Raw genomic sequence first — 17,838 nt, 5'->3', positions numbered from 1 at the left:
TATAGCCCGTCGTACTTCGAGTAGCCGCGCTCGTTCCAGTAGTCGGGCGGCTCTTCGGCGGTGAAGGCGATGTCGGTGATCGCCTTGATGTTCTTGAGGCCGAGCTTGACCGGCGCCAGCAGGCGCAGCGGCGCTCCGTGCGCGAGCGGCAGCGGAGCGCCGTTCATGTGGGTGGCGAGCAAGGTCTGGGGGTGGCGTGCGGTCTCGAGATCGAGCGACACGTAATAAGGCTCGATGCGCCCGGCGCCGTCCAGGCTGATCTCCGAGCGCAACGCCGCCCAGCGCGCGCCGGCGGCGGGAGGGAACTGGTCGAGCAGATCGGCGAAGCGGATGCCGCCCCACCAGGCGATCGCGCTCCAGCCTTCGACGCACACGAGCCGCGTCACTTGCTCGTGGAAAGGAAGAGCAAGCAGGCGCTCGAGCGTGAAGAACTCCTTGCGTCCGCCTTGGATCCCGCTGACGAAGAGATTCCATCCCGCGACATGCTCGGGTCCCGGAGTCCGGCCATGGTAGTTGTTCTTGAGCGGCGTGACCTCGGACTTGCGGTACGTGCGCACTCGCCGGTCCTTGGAATAGAGCGCCTCGGCCACGTCGTCGTCGAATGTGAGGGCGCGATTCAGGGTCTTCTCGCGATTGGCGCGCGAGAGCCCGACGCGGGACGCCAGCGTGTCGAGCTGGTCACGGCGCTCGATGCCGACCAGCCGGCCCTTCGCGCGGTCGGGCAGAAGCCACCATGCGCTCACCAGGCTGGCGGCGAACCCGAGACCGAGCAGCAGAAAGTCGCGGCGCGACTGTGCCGCGAGCCGGTCGCGCGGCACGTCCAAGGGCGGCTCCGGCCGCTCGGCGAGGAAGCTTCGCTCGCGTGGCGGCACCTCGGGGCCTTGCGGCGTGGGCGGGATCTCGGGTGCGCCGGGTGACGGCGGCACTCCGGAGGGTTCGGGCCGCGGTAAGGGCTCGGGCCGTGTCGGTTGCTCGGGCGGCGGGGGCGGCGGCATCTCCGGCCCTTTCGGCGGCTTGGGCGATGGCACTTCGGGTCCCGGGGCCTTCCGAGGAGGCATCTCGGGACCGGGGCCCCCGGGCTCGGGCATTTCCGGACGATCGGGTGTCTCCGGGTTCTCGATCTCGGGCTTCTCGCGGTGCGGCACCCCTTCGCGGTCACGCGACTCATCGTTCATGAGATCTCTCCTTCACGCGCGTGGACCAGCCCACCACCATCGAGCGGAACGTGTCCCAGCCGTCGGCGATCACCAGGACCACGTGCGGGATCACGAAGCCGCCCAGAACGAGCATGCAGACGAAGTGCACCACCCGGGCGCCGTCGTAGCTCACGAACATCCTCTCCAGCCAGCCGAGCTGCGCGGGTTTGTGCATCGCCCACCCCGAGAGTATGGCGAGCAGGCTGAACAACGACATCGAGAAATAGGCCGACCTTTGCAGGGCGTTGTACTTGGACCGGATGTCCGGATGGGGCCACGGCCTTCGCAGCAGCGCCATGGGGATCACGCCCAGGTAGTAGCGCATCATCGCCAGGCTCTCGGCGAAGTCGGATCGCCTGGGCAGGAGCGCTCGCCACCCTCCGCCGAGCGCGAGCCCGATGAAGTACAACGTGCCGTTGAGCATGAAGACGTACGCCAGCGCCCAATGCCAGCGCAGCGACACCGCGAGCTGCCGCGGCCCGAGGCTCAGGTGGTCGTAGATCCAGTTGCGAGGGTCGCCGCCGCGATCTCCCAGCGCGCGGGCGATGCCCGCGCCGATCGTGGCGAGGTAGTCGCGACTGCGGATCTCCGGATCGTAGCGGTGCAGGAAGACCGGCGCCGCCCAGTAGATGGCCAGCCCGCTGGCGATCAGGCCGAGCAGGAGCGGCACGTTGATCCAGTGGGTGAGGCGGACCAGCGCGTGATGCTTGAGGGTGATGCGGACGGTTGCGGGTGAGGATGGCATGTCGCGGAGCTTACGTCACCGGGGCAGCATGTGTTGGGGGGAGGCGGACTGGCTCCAGGTTTGAACCACCCAGCATTTGCTCGATGCCAAGAGCTGAACATCCACAGAGACTCCGCCGATAACCCTCTCGTCCAGCTGAGACTCCGCCACCGGGGATCCATCGAATGAAGCACTCCATCGTCATTGCAGCCATTCTCTCCTTCACGTGCGTCGCCTCTTCGCACTCGGAGTCGACGAGGGACACCGGTCACAGGAAGCTGACCGTCGGCAGCCGCCTCGTGGGCGAGGGCCTCGCGAGATTCACGGGCGCCGATTCGATCCTCGACACCTCCGCGAGGTCGACCTTCCGATTTCGCGTCGATGCTGTGGCAAGAGAGATCCGGGCCGGTGTGTGGAGATACGAATACCAGGTGACTCCTCTCTCCGGCGGGCAGCTCGAGACCTTCGGGCTCGACACGCCGGCGGACGTCAAGCTCGAAGCCCCCAAAGGCTGGTCCACCGCGACGTCCTGGGAGAGCCGGTCACGCGTTGCCGTGTGGAGCCGATCGACGGAGTCGCGACGTTCGGGGAAGATCCGATTCGCCTTGGAATCGTCCCTTCCCCCCAAGCCCGTCGCCTGCTTCGGCGAGCCGGTGAGCGATCGCCCAAAAGAAGGAGAGGGAGATGAGCTCGTTCCGAGGACGATGTTCGACACCGGATCGACAGGGCTGACTCTGGGACCCGGTCGTGCATCCGAGTCCGGCTCTTCAGGTCAGAAGCGACTCAGTGTCGTGGCGACGCCTCCACCTGGGGGCGCCGCCGTCGGGTACGAAGTTCGCCGTGCGGGAGAGGTTCAACTCGTCGTGGCCGACTCCACCGGCGGTACCATCGCGGTGCTCGCCGACCGCTCGACGAAGCCGGGAGTGTGGGGGTCGATCTGGAACGGACTCGGCGGCGACCACCTCCCGGTTGCGCCCGGCCACTATTCGTTTCGCCTGCGTTTCAATGGACGCGAGGTCTCGAGCGCTCCGATCCTCGTTCCCCGCTGAACCCCTGGCTCCGGAGGGAGTGGGTCCTACGCCTTTCGTCCCTCGGTCCGAATTCGCGGATCCAGAGCGCTGTACGCCAGGTCGACGATCAGATTCGCGACCACGATGAACGCCGCGGCGAACAGCACCGAGCCCATCACCATCGGCAGATCGCGCTGGCGGATCGCCTTCCATGCCAGGCCGCCGATCCCGGGAATCCCATACACCGTCTCGGTGAGCACCGCGCCGCCCATGAGGCCGGCGACGTCGGCGCCGAGCATGGTCACGATCGGCAGGAGCGCATTGCGCCACACGTGACGGCGCGTCACGTCGGCGGGTGCGAGGCCCTTGGCCCACGCCGTGCGCACGTGGTCCTGGTGCATCACCTCGAGCATCTGGCTGCGGGTCATGCGCGCGTACCAACCGGCGTAGAGGAGCGCCAGCGTCAGCCACGGCAGCGCGAGATGCTGGGCCCAGACCAGGACTCCGGCCTGCTTGATCTCGGCGTAGTCGCCGAGCGGGAACCAGCCGAGCGTGTCGGCAAACACCTTGAGGAACACCAGTCCCAGCCAGTACGCGGGCGCGGAGATGCCGAACAGCGCGATCAACGTGCCCATGCGATCCCAGATCGAACGGGGTTTGAGCGCACCCAGCACGCCAAGGGGGATGCCGATCATGAGCCACACCGCCATCGCGCCGAGCGTCAGCGAGAAGGTCTTGGGAAAAGCGTTGGCGATCGCGCTCGAGACCGGCTGCTGGCTGGCGTACGACTCGCCCAGGTCGCCGCGCGCGGCGCGTCCCAGGAAGCGCGCGAACTGGACCAGCTTGGGTTGATCGAGACCGAGGCGCTCCTCGATCTCGGCGATGGTCTTCGGCGAAGCGTACTTGCCGGCGATCAGCGCGGCGGGGTTGGCGGGGATCGCGAAGAAGATCGCGAAGGTGGTGGCGGCGACCACGACCAGCACCAGCGCGCTCCACATGAGCCGGCGGAGCAGGAAGGCGATCATCGGCGGCGAGCGCCCGCCGGATCGATGGCGTCCCGGAGTCCATCCCCGACGAGGTTGTAGCAGACCACCGTGACCAGGATGGCGAGCCCGGGGAAGAGCGACATCCACCAGGCCACGCCGTAGAACGCCATGCCTTCCTGGATCATGTTGCCCCAGGACGGTGTGGGAGGCTGGACGCCGACGCCGAGGAAGCTGAGCGCGCTCTCGAGCAGGATGTTGTTGGCCATCGAGAGCGTGGCGAACACCAGCACCGGGCCGACGAGGTTGGGCAGCAGGTGGCGCAGCAGGATCGCCCGATCGCTCGCGCCCAGCGCGCGCGCCGCCTCGACGAAGTCGCGCTCGCGCAGCGACAGCACCTCGGCGCGGATGATCCGCGCGAGATAGGTCCAGTTGACCAGCGCGAGAATCAGCACCACCACCCACACACTGCCGCTGCGCAGCACCGAGGCGAGCGCGATCGCCAGCAGCAGCACGGGGATCGACATCATCGCGTCGATGAAGCGTGAGATCACCGTGTCGATGGCGCCGCGATAGAGGCCGGCGAGCAGCCCGGCGGAGAGCCCCAGCAGGAGCGCGAACAGCGTTCCGAGCGTCGCGACCAGCAGCGACACGCGGCTTCCATAGATCACGCGCGACAGCACGTCGCGTCCGGCAAGGTCCGCGCCGAGCGGGAAGGCCGCGCCCGGCCCGATCGGGATACCATCCTCCGACACCACTTCGACGCTCTGGCCCCCGACCTGCACCATGTCGTTCATCCGCTGGCGGAAGGCCGAGCGATGGAGCAGGGCCGGGACCGCCCAGGGCGCGGCGAGCGCCACGATGTGGACCGCGAGCAGGAAGGCGAGGCCCGCGACGGCCCAGCGGTCGGCGAGGAAACGCCGGCCGGCCGCCTCCCATGGCGACGAGGCGTCGTTCTCCCGCTTCGGCATCATCAACGCGTCCGAGATCGGCGGCGCGACCTCTGCGGTGCTCATCGCTCGCTGCTCGCGACGGGGCGGGCGGGTTGCGTTTGCTTGAGATACAGACGATCGATCTTCATCAGCCGGGTGATGTGGTGATACCAGCCGCCGATCCGCGTGCTGAAGATGCGGGTCTCCATCGCGTGGACCGTGGGAGCGACCGGCGCCCTCTCCATCACCAGTGAATCGAGCCGTCCCCACCGCCGCGAGCGCTCGGCGGGGTCGGCGGTGGCCATGGCGCGGTCGATCTCGGCGTTGATCATCGGATCGTCGAAGACCCCGAGGTTGTTGTTCTGGATGGGGGTGATGCGCCGTCCGTCGAGCAGCGGGCCGAAGAAGTTCGAAGCGTCGGGATAGTCGGCGTACCAGCCGTACACCCCCATGGGCACGCGATTGCTGGTATCGCCGGCGAAGGCGGTGTAGCTCGCGGCCTCGCTCAGCTCGAGCTGCGCGCGGATGCCGACGTCGCCAAGGTTCTGCTGCAAGATCGCGGCCACGCGGGGCTCGGGGCCGGCGGTGAAGCCGAACAGCCGGGTCGAGAAGCCGTTGGGATAACCCGCCTCTCGCAGCAGCTGCCTGGCTCGTGGCACGTCCGGCCCGTGATAGAAGTCCAGCGGCTTGGCCCCGGGCATCGCCAGCGGCAGGAACTCGTAAGCCGGCGACGCGGCCCCGCTCCACGCCTTGGCGATGGCGCGGCGATCGATGGCCCACGCGACCGCCTGGCGCACGCGCGGATCGTTGAATGGCTTGACCCGCACGTTCATGAACACGAACCAGGTGCTCAACGCGTCGCTCACCATGACCTGCTGGCGCCAGGTGGGGTCGCGGCGCAGCCGCCCGAACTCGGCCGCGGGCACCTCGAAGAATCCCCCGTCGACCTGGCCGCGGCGAATCAGCGCCACCGCGTTGGTCGGGCTGACGCTCAGTCTGAGCTCGAAGGTGTCGAGCCACGCTGGCGTGCCGGCGTAGTCGTGGTTCCGCACCAGCAGCACGCGCCGGCGCGGAACGTACTCCGCGATCTCGAACGGCCCGCTGGAGACGGTGTGCTGGGAGAACTCGTTCGGCCAGCGCTCGACGATCTCGCGGGGCAAGGGGCAAGTGAAGCTCAGCGAAAGCACGCTGAGGAAGATCGGGTCGGGCCGGGTGAGCCGGATGTAGAGCGAATCTCCGCGCGCAATCACACCGGCGAGCGCGGTGTCGCGGCCGTCCCGTACGCGGTCGGCGCCGACGATCGAAGTGTAGAAGTCGATGCCCGGCGAGTTGACTCGAAACAACCGCTCGATCGCGTACTTGAAGTCGGCGGCGGTGATGTGCCGATGGAGCGGCGAGCCGAAGCGCGCGGCGGCGCGGACCTTGAACGCGTACAGGGTGCCGCCCTCACGGAGGTCGGGCAGCGTCTCGGCCAGCTCGGGCACGAGGCGCGCGCCCTCGAGCCCCGGCGCGTCGACGTACTCCAGGAGTCCGCGGTACACGCCCTCGATGATCGGCGCGCTGTAGGTGCCGTAGGAGAGCGCGGGATCGAGGTAGTCCGGATCCTCTTCGCGCACGAAGATCGCGTGCCCACCGCGCCGCGGCGTTCCGCCGGGGCCCGGCGGATAGAGGAGAGATTCGCGGCGGGCGGCGCAGTCCGTGAGCAGGAGGAGCAGAAGAGCCGCCGCGAGGCGCCGCATGGGTCGAAGGATACCGCACGCCCCCGCAGTTCCCACGCGCGCGCGGCCTTGGTAGTGTCGGAGCACGGCCACAGGACCATCGAACTGCCGTCAAGGAGGACCTCATGCGATTCCCGCGAACCCTGCGCTATTTCACCGCTCTGGTGCTGGCCTGCTGGTGGAGCGTGCTGCACGTGGCGCCGGCAGCCGCCGCGCTCGCACCCTCGCGTGTCTCGGGGCAGACCGCCATCACCTCGACGCGTGACGCCGACCTGGTGATCGTCCAGCGCGCGCTCGAGCACAGGATGGTCGTGCAGAAGCTGCGTGATTACGGCGTCTCGCCCGAAGAGGCCCAGCTCAAGGTGGCGTCCATGTCGGACGAGGACCTGCACACGCTGGCTTCGGCATCGAAGGGATTGCCGGCCGGCGGGGACGCGCTCGGCGCGCTGGTCACGGTGCTGATCATCATCTTGCTGGTGATCGTGATCCTCAAGCTCCTCAACAAGGACATCACCGTCAAGTGAGCGGAGGCGTGGCGCTGGCGCTGGCCGTATCCCTGGCCTCGCCGGCCGCCGCGCCGTCTTCCCCGGCAAAGTCGGTGGAGTCATCGTGGGCTCTTCCGGTTCCGGTGATCCGTCAGGCCCGCGAGCGCTGCGGCCCCGCGGCATTGCAGATGGTGATGCGCTACTACCGCGCGGACTCGGCTGCCGAGGCGCAGGCAGAGGCTGCTTACGACCCGGTCCTGCGCGGGGCGCTCATCACCGAGCTCGCGGCCGCGGCGCGCCGCGCCGGCTTCGACGCCGCCGTGGAGAAACCGGGCGAGGATTCGCTGGCGGCGTTTCTCGGTCAGGACGTGCCGCCGATTCTGCTCATCGATGCCGGCATCGGTCCGCTCCGGAAGAATCACTACGTCGTGCTGGTCGGCTGGGATGGCCAGCGGAGCCGCGTCACGATCCTCGATGGCGGCTCGAAGCCGCGCAGCACGGGTCGCGAGGGGCTGATGAAACGCTGGAGCGCGGCCGGGGGCCGGGCGCTCGTGGTGCGGCGTCCGTGAGGCGGCTGGCCGTCGCGCTGGCCATCACGCTTTCCGGCTGCGGGCACATCGTCGTTCTCAACGATCCCCTCACGGCGGCCGAGCACAACGACCTGGGCGTGGCTTACGAGCAGGCGGGGCACAAGGATCTCGCCGCGCGCGAGTATCGCAAGGCGCTGAAGCGCGATCGTCACTTCGCGGTGGCGCGCGTGAACCTCGGCAACCTGGCCGCCGCATCCGGAGAATGGGCCGACGCCGAGAAGTGCTATCGCAGAGCGCTGAGAGACCGGCCGGACGACGCGGACGCCATGAACAATCTCGCCACCGCGTTGCTCAAGCGCGGGAAGCGTCTCGACGAGGCCGAGCAGCTGGCGGCTCGCGCCGTGGCGACCGGCGGCCGCGACTCGCTCTACCGGGCCACGCTGGCCGAGGTGCAGAGCGCGCGCAGCGCCGCGGCCGACCGCCGTTGAGAGCCTTGCATGAGCGATGATTCCACGCGGACGCCTGCCTTGCGGCTGGTCAGGGTCGTCAAGGAGTACCGCCTGGGCGATGGCCTGGTGCGCGCGCTCGACGACGTGTCACTCGAAGTCGGGCGCGGCGAGTTCCTGGCGCTGATGGGTCGCAGCGGCTCGGGGAAGAGCACTCTGCTCAACCTGGTCGCCGGCATCGACACGCCATCTCGGGGCGAAGTGTGGGTCGAAGGCCGGGAGCTGAGCCGGCTCTCCGATGACGCACTCACGCGGCTGCGGCGCGACCGCATCGGCGTCGTCTACCAGTTCTTCAATCTGATCTCCACGCTCACGGTGCGTGAGAATGTCGCCCTTCCCGCCGAGCTCGCCGGACGTCCCGCGCGCGAGGCCCTGGCGGCCGCGGACCGGCTCATCGCGGACGTCGGACTCGAGGCGCGCCGCGACGCGCGGCCCCACATGCTGTCGGGCGGCGAGCTGCAGCGCGCGGCCATCGCGCGGGCGCTGGTGATGTCTCCCGCGCTGGTGCTGGCCGACGAGCCGACCGGCAATCTGGATACCCGCGCCGCGGAGCGGGTGCTCGAGCTGTTGCGCGATCTCGGTGAGCGGGCCGGCGCCACGGTCCTGCTCGTCACTCACAGCCGCGAAGCCGCGGCGGCGGCGTCGCGAGTGATCGAGATCCACGACGGACGCATCGCGGATTCGGACGCGCGATGAACGCCGTGTGGCGGCGGGTGATCCTTCGGCGCCTCACCGAGGAATGGCCGCGCACCCTGCTCACCGTTCTCGGCGTGAGCCTTGGCGTGGCGGTCTTCGTCGCCATCCGGCTCGCCAGCCACTCGGCGATGGCGTCGTTCGGCGGCACGGTCGATGCCGTTGCCGGCAAGGCGAACCTCGAGGTCAGCGCCTCCTCGGAAGGGTTCGACGAGCGGCTCTATCCCGCGATCCGCCGGGAGCCGGGCGTGCGCGCGGCGGCCCCGGTCATCGAAGTCTTCGCCCGCGCCCGCACCGGCGGGCCGCTGCCGGCGCGGTCGGCGCGTGCGCGCGACGACTGGCCCGAGACCGTGCTGGTGCTGGGACTCGACCCCTTCGCGGAGGAGCCCTTCCAGCGGGTTCGCGGCGACCGTGGCGATGACGGCCAGGGATCCGAAGCGCTCTCGCTGCTCGCGCCGCGCTCGGCGTTCATCACCGCCTCGTACGCGATGCGCCTTGGGATTCATGCCGGCGACACGCTCACCGTCCTGGCCTCCGGGCGCCCGGAGCCTCTGGTGGTGCGTCGCGTGCTCGGAGGATCCGATCTCGATCAGGCGCTCGGTGGCAGCGTGGTGATCGTCGACATCGCCACCGCCCAGGATGTCTTCCGCCGCTACGGTCGGATCGACCGGGTGGATCTGCTCGTCGATCAAAGCACTCGCGACCGCGTCAGGGAGGCGCTGGCGCGCCGGCTCTCCGCCGACCTCACCGTGGACTTGCCCGCCGGGCGCACGCGCCAGGTGGAAAACATGGTCGAGGCGTTCCGGCTGAATCTCGAAGCGCTCTCGTTCATCGCCCTGTTCGTGGCGATGTTCCTGATCTTCAACGCGGTGGCGATGTCGGTGCTCCGCTGGCGGCGCGAGATCGGCATGCTGCGCGCCGTCGGCGTGACGCGCGGCGGCGTCGTTGGCCTGTTCCTCGGCGAAGGCCTGTTCTTCGGCATCGCCGGCTCGGCGCTCGGGCTCGCGATCGGCACCTGGCTCGCGCGCGGCGCGCTGACCCTCGTGGGACGCACGCTCAGCGATCTCTACATGGTGCGCCAGGTGGCATCGCTTCATCCCGATGCCGGCGCGTACGCGCTTGGCTTCGGGGTCGGCGTGGCGGCCGCGGTGTGCTCCGCGCTGGTTCCTGCGATCGAGGCCTCGCGCACGCCTCCCGGCGTCACGCTGCGCCAGGGCTTGTGGATCGAGGCGCAGCCTCTCCACCTCGGCCGCTGGTCTTCTGCCGGGATCGGCCTGCTCATCGCGGCCGTCGCGATCTCGGCGTGGACCATCCGTGCGATGCGCCCGGGGGGTGGCTTCGTGAGCGCCTTCCTGGCGCTCGTGGGCTTCGCGCTGCTCGCTCCAGTCTTCACGCGTCTCGGCGAGCGAGTGATGGGCGCTCTGCTGCGACGATTGGCGGGCGTTTCCGGCATGCTCGGCACCCGCTATCTGCGGGACGCGATCGCGCGCACCAGCGCCGCGGTCGGTGCGCTCATGGTCGCGGTCGGCATGTGGGTCGCCCTCGACGTGATGGTGGGCAGCTTCCGCCGCACGGTCGACACATGGGTGACGCAGACGATCCGCGGCGATCTCTACGTCGAGCCGGTCGGCCATCGCGAGAACCTCGGCGTCACCCAGCTCCCGGACTCGTTCGTGTCGCGGGTGCGGACGTTGCCGCACGTCCTTGCGGTGGACACGTTTCGCGGCACGCGCTTTCGTCATCGCGGCCGCCTCGCCTTCGCGGCCGGTCTCGATTTCGATGTCCAGGAAGGGGTCGGACATCTGCAGTTCACGCGCGGCTCTGCTGGCGACGTTCTGGCGGCGGCCCAGGCCCGTCAGGGCGTGGTCGTGAGCGAGAGCTTCGCCCACCACTTCAAGACCCGGGTCGGCGACCAGCTGGCGCTCGAGACGCCGAGCGGCCGGGTCTCCCGACCCGTGGTCGGGATCTACTACGACTACAGCACCGATGCCGGCGCGGTGGTCATGGATCGCGCCCTGTTCGAGTCGTTGTGGCGCGTGCGGCGGGTCGAGAGCCTGGCCATCTTCGCGCGCGCGGGAACCGACGTGGACGCCTTGAGACAGCAGGTGCTCGATGCCGGCGGGCCGAACCTCGTGCTGAACGCGACTCCCCATCAGGAGCTGCGCGCGAGAGTGCTGGAAGTGTTCGATCAGACCTTCCAGGTGACCTACGCGCTCCAGTCGATCGCCATCCTGGTCGCGGTGCTGGGTGTCGCGGGCACGCTGACGGCGCTGATCCTTCAGCGCGGACGCGAGATCGCGGTGCTGCGGGCCATCGGGGCGTCGCGCGCTCAGGTGCAGGGCATCGTGCTGGTCGAGAGCGGGCTGATCGGGCTCTTCGGCGCGGTGCTCGGCTGCGTCTGCGGCCTGGCGCTGGCGATGATTCTGATCCACGTCATCAACCGCCAGTACTTCGGCTGGACGATCCGCGTGCAGCTCGAGCCCCGCATGTTCCTGCAGACGCTTCCGGTGCTGGTGGTGAGCGCGCTGCTCGCCGGCATCGGCCCGGCTCGGCGTGCCGCGTCCCGCGTCGCCGCCGAGGCCATGAGGATGGACTGATGCCGGACATCAGGCATCGATGGAAATCCGTCCTGGGTGCCGCGACGCTCACCATGATCGCGGCGCTCGCGATCGCCGCCGGCTACGAGTACGCCTCCAAGCCGCGCGCCTTTCGCTTTCCCCGCGACCACGCCTCGCATCCCGAGTACCGGGTCGAGTGGTGGTACTACACCGGCAACGTGGCGGCCGGGACGAGATGGTTCGGTTATCAGCTCACGTTCTTTCGCGTGGGCATCGATCCTGCGTGGCGGCAGAGCGCGTCGGCCTGGGCGCCTCACGACGTCCTCTTCGCGCATCTGGCGCTCACCGACGTGGAAGGCCGGCGGTTCCGGTTCCACGAGCGGGTCGCGCGACCTTCGCTCGGCATGGCCGGCGCCGACACGGTGCGCTACCGGGTATGGATCGACGACTGGAGCGCGTCGCTCGAACCCGACGAGCGAACGCACCGTCTGCAGGCCCGCGCGTCCGATCTGGCATTGGACCTGCGGCTCACCCCGAACAAGCCGCTGGTCGTTCATGGCAAGGACGGCCTCAGCCACAAGTCCGCGGCGCCGGGAAACGCATCCCACTATTACTCGCTCTCGAGGCTGAGGACGGCGGGAGGAATCCGCGCCGGCGGCGACTCGCTCGCGGTGCGCGGCACCTCGTGGATGGATCACGAGTTCAGCACCAGCCAGCTCGACTCGGCCCAGGTCGGATGGGACTGGTTCTCGCTCCAGCTCGACACCGACGAGGAGCTGATGCTCTACCAGCTGCGGCGTCGCGACGGCTCGATCGAGCCGGTCTCGAGCGGCACGTGGATCGGAGGGGAGGGGCGCGCCGAGCACCTCGCGCGGCAGGCCTTCGCGATCACGCCGGCGCGCCGGTGGAAGAGTCCGGCTTCGGGCGCCACGTATCCGCACGGCTGGAAGGTGCGGGTTCCGAGCCGTGATCTGGACCTGACGGTGACGCCGGTCCTCGACGATCAGGAGCTCCGATCGCGGACCATGGGCGGCGTGATCTACTGGGAGGGTGCTGTGCGCGTCGGCGGAACGAGCCGCGGAACGCCGGTCACCGGGAGAGGCTACGTCGAGCTCACCGGCTACACGGGGCGGGCGCCGGGGTTGTAACTCCTTGCTGTCCCCGGGGACAGTAAGGACTTACAAAGCCCTAGGGCAGCGTGTGCCGCGCGCGCTCGTCCGCGCGGCTCGCGTGGATCAGCTCCAGGAACATGCCACGCCGGTCGGCGGCGCGGGCCACGCCTTCGCTCGCCAGCCGATTCTCGAGCGCGGTGAGGGCCTCGAGCAGCGGCGCCGGACGGCGCTCCTTCAGCGCGGTCACGATGCGCGGTCCGATGCGCAACGGGTCATCCAGCGTCTCGAGCTCGCGCTCGAGCCAGTGATCGAGCGGCGCCCAGCGCGACTCCATCGCGAACAGCACGCGCGTCAGCGCCTTGGCGGAGCGCGCGACCAGCAGCGTGCCCGCGGCCTGGAAGCCGCGCTCCATCGTCTTGACGGCGCGGTGGGCGGAGACCCATGCGTCGATGGTTCCATGGGCCAGCCGCGCAGAGCGGAACTCGGGAGTCATCAGCGCCGCGGCCTTCACCGCCGCCTCCACACGCTCGGGGTCCCGGGCGAACAGGACGCGCGCACGCTCGTAAGGCCAGTGGTCGAGATCGAGGCTCGAGCCGGGCTTTCGCTCGAGAGCGCTCATCGCGGTGAGCTGCGCGTCATAGACGATCTGACGCATCGAGCCTTCGCCTTCGATGTGCATGGTATGGCAGTCGCCGGGAGCGAGGCGCTGGAACGCCTCATCGGTCAGCAGCACTTCCAGATCGTCGTCCGATCGCTCGTCCTGATGGCCGACGCTCTTGGAGCCGACCAGAAGAACGCCGATCACGTCGGCGTCCGCCTCCCATGAGGCGAGTCGCTCGGCGGTGGCCGGGAAGATCTCGGCTGGTACGGCGCGCGTCAGCTTGGGCACGATGTCCTCCCGCCGCGAGGCGTGTCTGAGAAGTTCAGGGGAGCAGAGCCCCCTGAGTCGAGATGAGGAAGGTCGGGACCGGGCACTCATGGCCTTCGCCTTCGTGCTCGTGGTCATGCGTCTTGGGCGCCATCTTGGTGACCACTCCCTGGACCACGATCGAGCGGCCGGCGCTGTCCTTGGGAAGGAGCACGGACTCGTCGAGGCTCTTGGCGAGGAACGTGACGCCCTTGCCGTCGCTCACCTCCACCCAGCAACCCGCGCCCTGGCAGACCTTGAGCGCCGTGCCTTCGATGCGGATCGTCTTGCCCACGAACTTCTCGGGCGACTTGGCGAGCTTGGCGAGCTTGACCGGCTTCTTGACCGTGATCTCGGCGCCGACTGCGACAGGCTCGGCCAGGGCCGCGACGGCGAACAGCGGGATGAGCAGGGCGATCAGGATGACCGTGAAGCGCTTCATGGATGTCTCCTCCGGGATCGCGATCGGCCGGCGGCCGCGGGGGCTCGTGGCTCGCGAGCCAGCATCATGGCGGGCCCGGCCCCGCGGAGGCAAATGTAGATTTCACATCCCCAGCCGACGGTCCAGCCAGGTAAAGAAAACGGCCCGTCCTCGCGACGAGGGCGGGCCGTCCTCGTGATGCGGCTACTTGCCTTCGGCCTTCTTCTTCTCGGTCGCTTCCTTCATGGCCGCCTGCTGCTTGGCGGTCCATGGCGGAACGATGCCGTTGCTGCGCGCGTAGGCGATCGACTGGCCGAGATGCTCATGGGAGTGAGCGACCAGCAGCATGAAGGCGCGGCGCTCCGTCATCTTCATGCCGAACAGCTCGATCTCCTTCTCCATGTCGGCGTCGCTCGCGGCGACGAGCGCGTTCTCCATGTGGGCGAAGGACTCCTTGAGCGCCTTCTGGATGTCGGCCTTCTTGGTCAGCGACTTCTCGTACTCCATGCCGGTGAACCCCTGGGGCGGCGCCACACCCATGGCCGCCGGGATTCCATAGTTGGCCGTCACCACGTGCATGAAGACCTCGGCCTGGGTGCGCACCCCCTTGCCCGGACGCCAGGCGTACTTGGCCTCGGGCGTCGCCTCGGCGAGCTGGACGAGCTTGTCCTCCGCATCCTTGATCCACATCAACATGTCGCCCTTGACGCCAGCCGGCAGCGCCATGTCTTCGGCGCCGGCAACGGACGCCAGCGCGCCCGCGGTGAGGGCCATCGACATCAATCCCGCGATCCAAAGCTTCCTCGACATGCAAGAACCTCCTCGAAGCATCGTTTCCACTTCGTGATTTCGCCTGGTTTCGAAACTGGTGGGGATGAAGCGCCGGGAACTCTACCGCGCTCCTTCGCCGGAAACAACGATGGCCGGCCTCGATTGACGGAGGTGCTTGCTGGACCTAGGCTGCGCGCCATGGCGGGAGTCACGCTCAAGGGCGTCAGCAAGTCGTTCGGGAAGACGAAGGTGATCGAGAATCTGGATCTCGACATCCGGGACCAGGAATTCATGGTGCTGGTGGGCCCCTCGGGATGCGGCAAGTCCACGGCCCTGCGCATGATCGCCGGCCTCGAGGACGTGACCGCGGGACAGGTGCTGATCGACGGCAAGGTGGTCAACGACCTGGCGCCCAAGGAGCGGGACATCGCCATGGTGTTCCAGTCCTACGCGCTCTATCCCCACATGACCGTGCGCGAGAACATGGCGTTCGGCTTGAAGATCCGGAAGCTCCCGGCCGCCGAGGTCGAGAAGCTCGTCGGCGAGGCCGCGCGCGTGCTGGACATCCAGCACCTGCTCGACCGCAGGCCCCGCGAGCTGTCGGGTGGCCAGCGCCAGCGCGTCGCGGTGGGCCGGGCGATCGTGCGCAAGCCCGCCGTGTTCCTGTTCGACGAGCCCTTGTCCAATCTCGACGCCAAGCTGCGCGTGCAGATGCGGGCCGAGATCGCGCGGCTCCAGCGCAATCTGAAGACCACGACCGTCTACGTCACCCACGATCAGGTCGAGGCCATGACCATGGGCTCCCGCATCGCGGTGCTGCACGACGGCGTGCTGCAGCAGGTGGGCACGCCGCTCGAGGTCTACGAGCGGCCGATGAACGTGTTCGTCGCACAGTTCATCGGCACGCCGCCCATGAATTTCTTGAATGCCACGGTGGGTCCGAACGGGGAGACGCTCGAATCCGCGACGGTGCGGCTGCCCACGCCGCGATCGTGGCGCGACGCCGCGTCCAGGAATGCCGGCCGCAAAGTCGTGATCGGCATCCGGCCCGAGAAGGTCGGGCTGGTGGATGGCGTTCCTCCCGGGCACGACGCCGTCGACGCGATCGTCGAGGTGGTGGAGCTGCTCGGGAGCGAGGCGGTGTTCCACGGCCGCGTGGGCGAGGACATGCTCGTCGCCAAGGCCGAGTCGCATCGCGCCCCCGCCGTCGGCGCCAAGGTCCCGCTGCGGCTCGATCTCGAAGCCATCCACCTGTTCGACGCCGATACGCGTCGCCGGCTGGATTAGGCGCCTCACCACTCTCGAGCGGAGGTTCGATCCATGTCGCTGCGGAGCCTGGTGGCCGTGGCGCTCATCGCCATGGGCGCGCTCGCGATCTGGGCGTGGGTGAGCACTCACCAGCCGCCGGCGCCGATGTCATCGCGCACTCCCACCACCGACGCATCGCCGCAGGTCGTGGTCGAGAGCGGGGGAGACCCGGGCATCGTGTGGAAGGTCCCGGCGCGCTGGGCCGAGGTGGAGTCGAATCCCATGCGGCTCGCGACCTATGGGATTCCTCCGGCCAAGGGCGTTCGCGATGAAGCACGCTGCGCGGTCTATTACTTCGGCCCCGGACAAGGCGGCGATCCCGAGACGAACATCGAGCGCTGGATCCGCGAATTCGAGCCGCCGGTCGAGCCGGCGCGGGCGTCGCGCACCGTCGACGGGCTCGAGGTCACCACGGTCCGCGTGCGGGGCACGTACCTCGCGCATGTCGGCATGGAAGAGAGCCGGAGCGCGCGCTCGAACCACGAGCTCTATGCGGCGATCGTCGAGGGGCCGGAGGGTGCCTTGTTCTTCAAGCTCACCGGACCGGAGCGCACCGTCGATGCGGCGGCGCCGGAGTTCGAAGCCATGCTCGGCTCGCTGCGCAAGAAGTCGGGCTGAGCCGCTCCATGGCCGAGATCAGGAAGATCGCGATCAACACCGGCGGGGGCGACGCCCCCGGTCTCAACGCGGTGATCCGCGCGGTGGTCATGGCGGCCGCGCAGCGCGGGTGGGAATGCTGGGGCATCCGCGACGGCTACAACGGCTTGCTCGAGCCCGAAGCCTATCCGGAAGGGGGCGTCGTCAAGCTCTCGCGCCTTTCGGTCCTGGGCATCGCGCACTTGGGCGGCACGATCCTCGGCACCACCAACCGCGGGAACCCGCTTCGATACCCACGCGCAAGGCCCGATGGCGGCGAGGTGGAGGAAGACCGCTGCGACGAGCTGGTCCGGCGCTTTCGCGACCAGGGCTTCGACGCCTTGATCGCGGTCGGCGGAGACGGCTCGCTCGAGATCGCGCATGCGCTCAGCCAGAAGGGACTGTGCGTGATCTGCGTGCCGAAGACGATCGACAACGACCTCGAGCGCACCTTCATGACGTTCGGCTTCGACTCGGCCGTGTCGTTCGCCACCGAGTGCCTCGACCGGCTCCACACCACCGCCACCTCGCATCGCCGCATCATGGTGGTCGAGGTGATGGGGCGATACGCGGGATGGATCGCGCTCCACGCCGGAATGGCCGGCAACGCGCACGTCATCCTGATCCCCGAGATCCCGTACGACCTGGGCGTCGCCGCGGAGTACGTGAAGGCGCGCGAGGCGCGCGGACGCCATTACACGTTGATCGTGGTCGCCGAAGGCGCGAAGCCGGTCGGCGGGGAGCATTCCTACCAGGCCGAGTCGCACCGCCTGGGTGGGATCGGCCAAAAAGTCGCGCTGGAGCTGGAGGCTCTCACGGGCAAAGAGGCGCGAAGCGTCGTGCTCGGCCACCTGCTCCGCGGCGGACCGCCCACGAGCTTCGACCGGCTGGTGGCGCTTCGATTCGGCGCGGCCGCCGTACGCGCGCTGGACGAAGGGCGGTCCGCGGTGATGGTGGCGCTGGCCCCGCCGACGGTGCGCTACGAGCCGCTCGGCGAGGTGGTGCGGCGCATGAAGACCGTGCCGATCGACAGCGACACGGTGAGGACGGCGAGGGACATCGGCATCTCGTTCGGGGATCGTCAGGCCGGCCGCTCCTCGGCGTTCGCGCTTGAGCCCCGGCGTCCATCCCGGTAGCGTTGTCCCATGCGCCTGTCGCTCAGCCCCGAAGAATTCACGTTGCTCACCAAGGTCCTTCACACGGCTCAGTCCGAGCGTGAGCAGGGCATCGTCCAGGCCCAGTCCGAGGAGAATCGGACGCTGCTCGAGCGCGAGGTGCGAGTGATCGAGGCGCTGCGGCGGCGCCTCGCGGAGCTGCATCGCGAGGAAGTCGTCGACGAGAGCGTGGA

19 protein-coding genes are annotated in these 17,838 nt (G+C 68.9%); 11 read left to right on the top strand and 8 right to left on the bottom strand.

Annotated elements, in window-relative coordinates; translation table 11 throughout:
• The coding region (locus tag VFQ05_05265) for a molybdopterin-dependent oxidoreductase (protein HET9326164.1) at positions 1 to 1,175 on the bottom strand (1,175 nt) is incomplete at its 3' end.
• Positions 1,165 to 1,941 (bottom strand): cytochrome b/b6 domain-containing protein, encoded by a 777-nt coding sequence (locus VFQ05_05260; protein HET9326163.1) that lies wholly within the window; start codon positions 1,939 to 1,941, stop codon positions 1,165 to 1,167. The genes VFQ05_05260 and VFQ05_05265, both read right to left, overlap by 11 nt.
• A 410-nt stretch (positions 1,942 to 2,351) precedes the next feature.
• Between VFQ05_05260 and VFQ05_05255 the strand changes: the two genes are divergently transcribed.
• Complete coding sequence (locus tag VFQ05_05255; GenBank protein ID HET9326162.1) at positions 2,352 to 2,969, top strand: hypothetical protein; 618 nt, start codon at positions 2,352 to 2,354, stop codon at positions 2,967 to 2,969.
• Positions 2,970 to 2,995: 26 nt separating this feature from the next.
• Here the strand turns inward: VFQ05_05255 and VFQ05_05250 are convergent, their stop codons facing one another.
• The 3 genes from VFQ05_05250 to VFQ05_05240 are packed head-to-tail and all read right to left on the bottom strand — an operon-like array spanning position 2,996 to position 6,584.
• Positions 2,996 to 3,955, bottom strand: coding sequence for an ABC transporter permease (locus VFQ05_05250; protein HET9326161.1), 960 nt, complete (start codon positions 3,953 to 3,955; stop codon positions 2,996 to 2,998).
• Positions 3,952 to 4,929, bottom strand: coding sequence for an ABC transporter permease (locus VFQ05_05245; protein HET9326160.1), 978 nt, complete (start codon positions 4,927 to 4,929; stop codon positions 3,952 to 3,954). Before VFQ05_05245 ends, VFQ05_05250 begins: the two co-directional genes overlap by 4 nt.
• Complete coding sequence (locus VFQ05_05240) at positions 4,926 to 6,584, bottom strand: ABC transporter substrate-binding protein (GenBank protein ID HET9326159.1); 1,659 nt, start codon at positions 6,582 to 6,584, stop codon at positions 4,926 to 4,928. Before VFQ05_05240 ends, VFQ05_05245 begins: the two co-directional genes overlap by 4 nt.
• Before the next feature lie 104 nt (positions 6,585 to 6,688).
• Between VFQ05_05240 and VFQ05_05235 the strand changes: the two genes are divergently transcribed.
• The 6 genes from VFQ05_05235 to VFQ05_05210 are packed head-to-tail and all read left to right on the top strand — an operon-like array spanning position 6,689 to position 12,483.
• Complete coding sequence (locus VFQ05_05235; protein HET9326158.1) at positions 6,689 to 7,087, top strand: PA2779 family protein; 399 nt, start codon at positions 6,689 to 6,691, stop codon at positions 7,085 to 7,087.
• A complete protein-coding gene (locus tag VFQ05_05230; GenBank protein ID HET9326157.1) occupies positions 7,084 to 7,617 on the top strand; it encodes a cysteine peptidase family C39 domain-containing protein in 534 nt (177 codons plus the stop codon). The genes VFQ05_05235 and VFQ05_05230 overlap by 4 nt, the downstream gene beginning before the upstream one ends.
• Positions 7,614 to 8,066, top strand: coding sequence for a tetratricopeptide repeat protein (locus VFQ05_05225; GenBank protein HET9326156.1), 453 nt, complete (start codon positions 7,614 to 7,616; stop codon positions 8,064 to 8,066). Before VFQ05_05230 ends, VFQ05_05225 begins: the two co-directional genes overlap by 4 nt.
• Before the next feature lie 9 nt (positions 8,067 to 8,075).
• The gene (locus VFQ05_05220) at positions 8,076 to 8,780 is read left to right on the top strand and encodes an ABC transporter ATP-binding protein (GenBank protein ID HET9326155.1); all 705 of its coding nucleotides are present in this window, start codon (positions 8,076 to 8,078) and stop codon (positions 8,778 to 8,780) included.
• Positions 8,777 to 11,374, top strand: a complete 2,598-nt coding sequence (locus VFQ05_05215; protein HET9326154.1) for an FtsX-like permease family protein — start codon at positions 8,777 to 8,779, stop codon at positions 11,372 to 11,374. Before VFQ05_05220 ends, VFQ05_05215 begins: the two co-directional genes overlap by 4 nt.
• Entirely contained in the window at positions 11,374 to 12,483 is a 1,110-nt protein-coding gene (locus tag VFQ05_05210; GenBank protein ID HET9326153.1) for a lipocalin-like domain-containing protein, read from the top strand. Before VFQ05_05215 ends, VFQ05_05210 begins: the two co-directional genes overlap by 1 nt.
• Before the next feature lie 40 nt (positions 12,484 to 12,523).
• Here the strand turns inward: VFQ05_05210 and VFQ05_05205 are convergent, their stop codons facing one another.
• The 3 genes from VFQ05_05205 to VFQ05_05195 all read right to left on the bottom strand — a co-directional run bounded on the left by VFQ05_05205 (position 12,524) and on the right by VFQ05_05195 (position 14,585).
• Complete coding sequence (locus tag VFQ05_05205; GenBank protein ID HET9326152.1) at positions 12,524 to 13,336, bottom strand: hypothetical protein; 813 nt, start codon at positions 13,334 to 13,336, stop codon at positions 12,524 to 12,526.
• A 34-nt stretch (positions 13,337 to 13,370) separates the two neighbouring features.
• Positions 13,371 to 13,796, bottom strand: coding sequence for a DUF4920 domain-containing protein (locus VFQ05_05200; protein HET9326151.1), 426 nt, complete (start codon positions 13,794 to 13,796; stop codon positions 13,371 to 13,373).
• 183 nt (positions 13,797 to 13,979) lie between these two features.
• A complete protein-coding gene (locus tag VFQ05_05195) occupies positions 13,980 to 14,585 on the bottom strand; it encodes a DinB family protein (protein HET9326150.1) in 606 nt (201 codons plus the stop codon).
• Positions 14,586 to 14,744: 159 nt separating this feature from the next.
• On the opposite strand from VFQ05_05195, the gene ugpC reads away from it, so the two are divergent.
• From ugpC to VFQ05_05175, 4 genes are all read left to right on the top strand, one after another.
• Positions 14,745 to 15,833, top strand: coding sequence for a sn-glycerol-3-phosphate ABC transporter ATP-binding protein UgpC (gene ugpC / locus VFQ05_05190; protein ID HET9326149.1), 1,089 nt, complete (start codon positions 14,745 to 14,747; stop codon positions 15,831 to 15,833).
• A gap of 33 nt (positions 15,834 to 15,866) precedes the next feature.
• The gene (locus VFQ05_05185; protein HET9326148.1) at positions 15,867 to 16,472 is read left to right on the top strand and encodes a hypothetical protein; all 606 of its coding nucleotides are present in this window, start codon (positions 15,867 to 15,869) and stop codon (positions 16,470 to 16,472) included.
• Positions 16,473 to 16,480: 8 nt separating this feature from the next.
• Positions 16,481 to 17,626 carry an ATP-dependent 6-phosphofructokinase gene (locus tag VFQ05_05180; GenBank protein ID HET9326147.1) on the top strand — a complete coding sequence of 382 codons (1,146 nt, stop codon included), beginning with the start codon at positions 16,481 to 16,483 and terminating at the stop codon, positions 17,624 to 17,626.
• A gap of 9 nt (positions 17,627 to 17,635) precedes the next feature.
• On the top strand, positions 17,636 to 17,838 hold a 203-nt coding region (locus tag VFQ05_05175; GenBank protein HET9326146.1), incomplete at its 3' end, for a hypothetical protein.

It is taken from the genome of Candidatus Eisenbacteria bacterium, assembly GCA_035712145.1.
GTDB lineage: Bacteria > Eisenbacteria > RBG-16-71-46 > RBG-16-71-46 > RBG-16-71-46 > DASTBI01.
The sequence above is the reverse complement of the archived record's forward strand: the minus strand, read 5'-3'. Positions and strand labels throughout refer to the sequence as shown.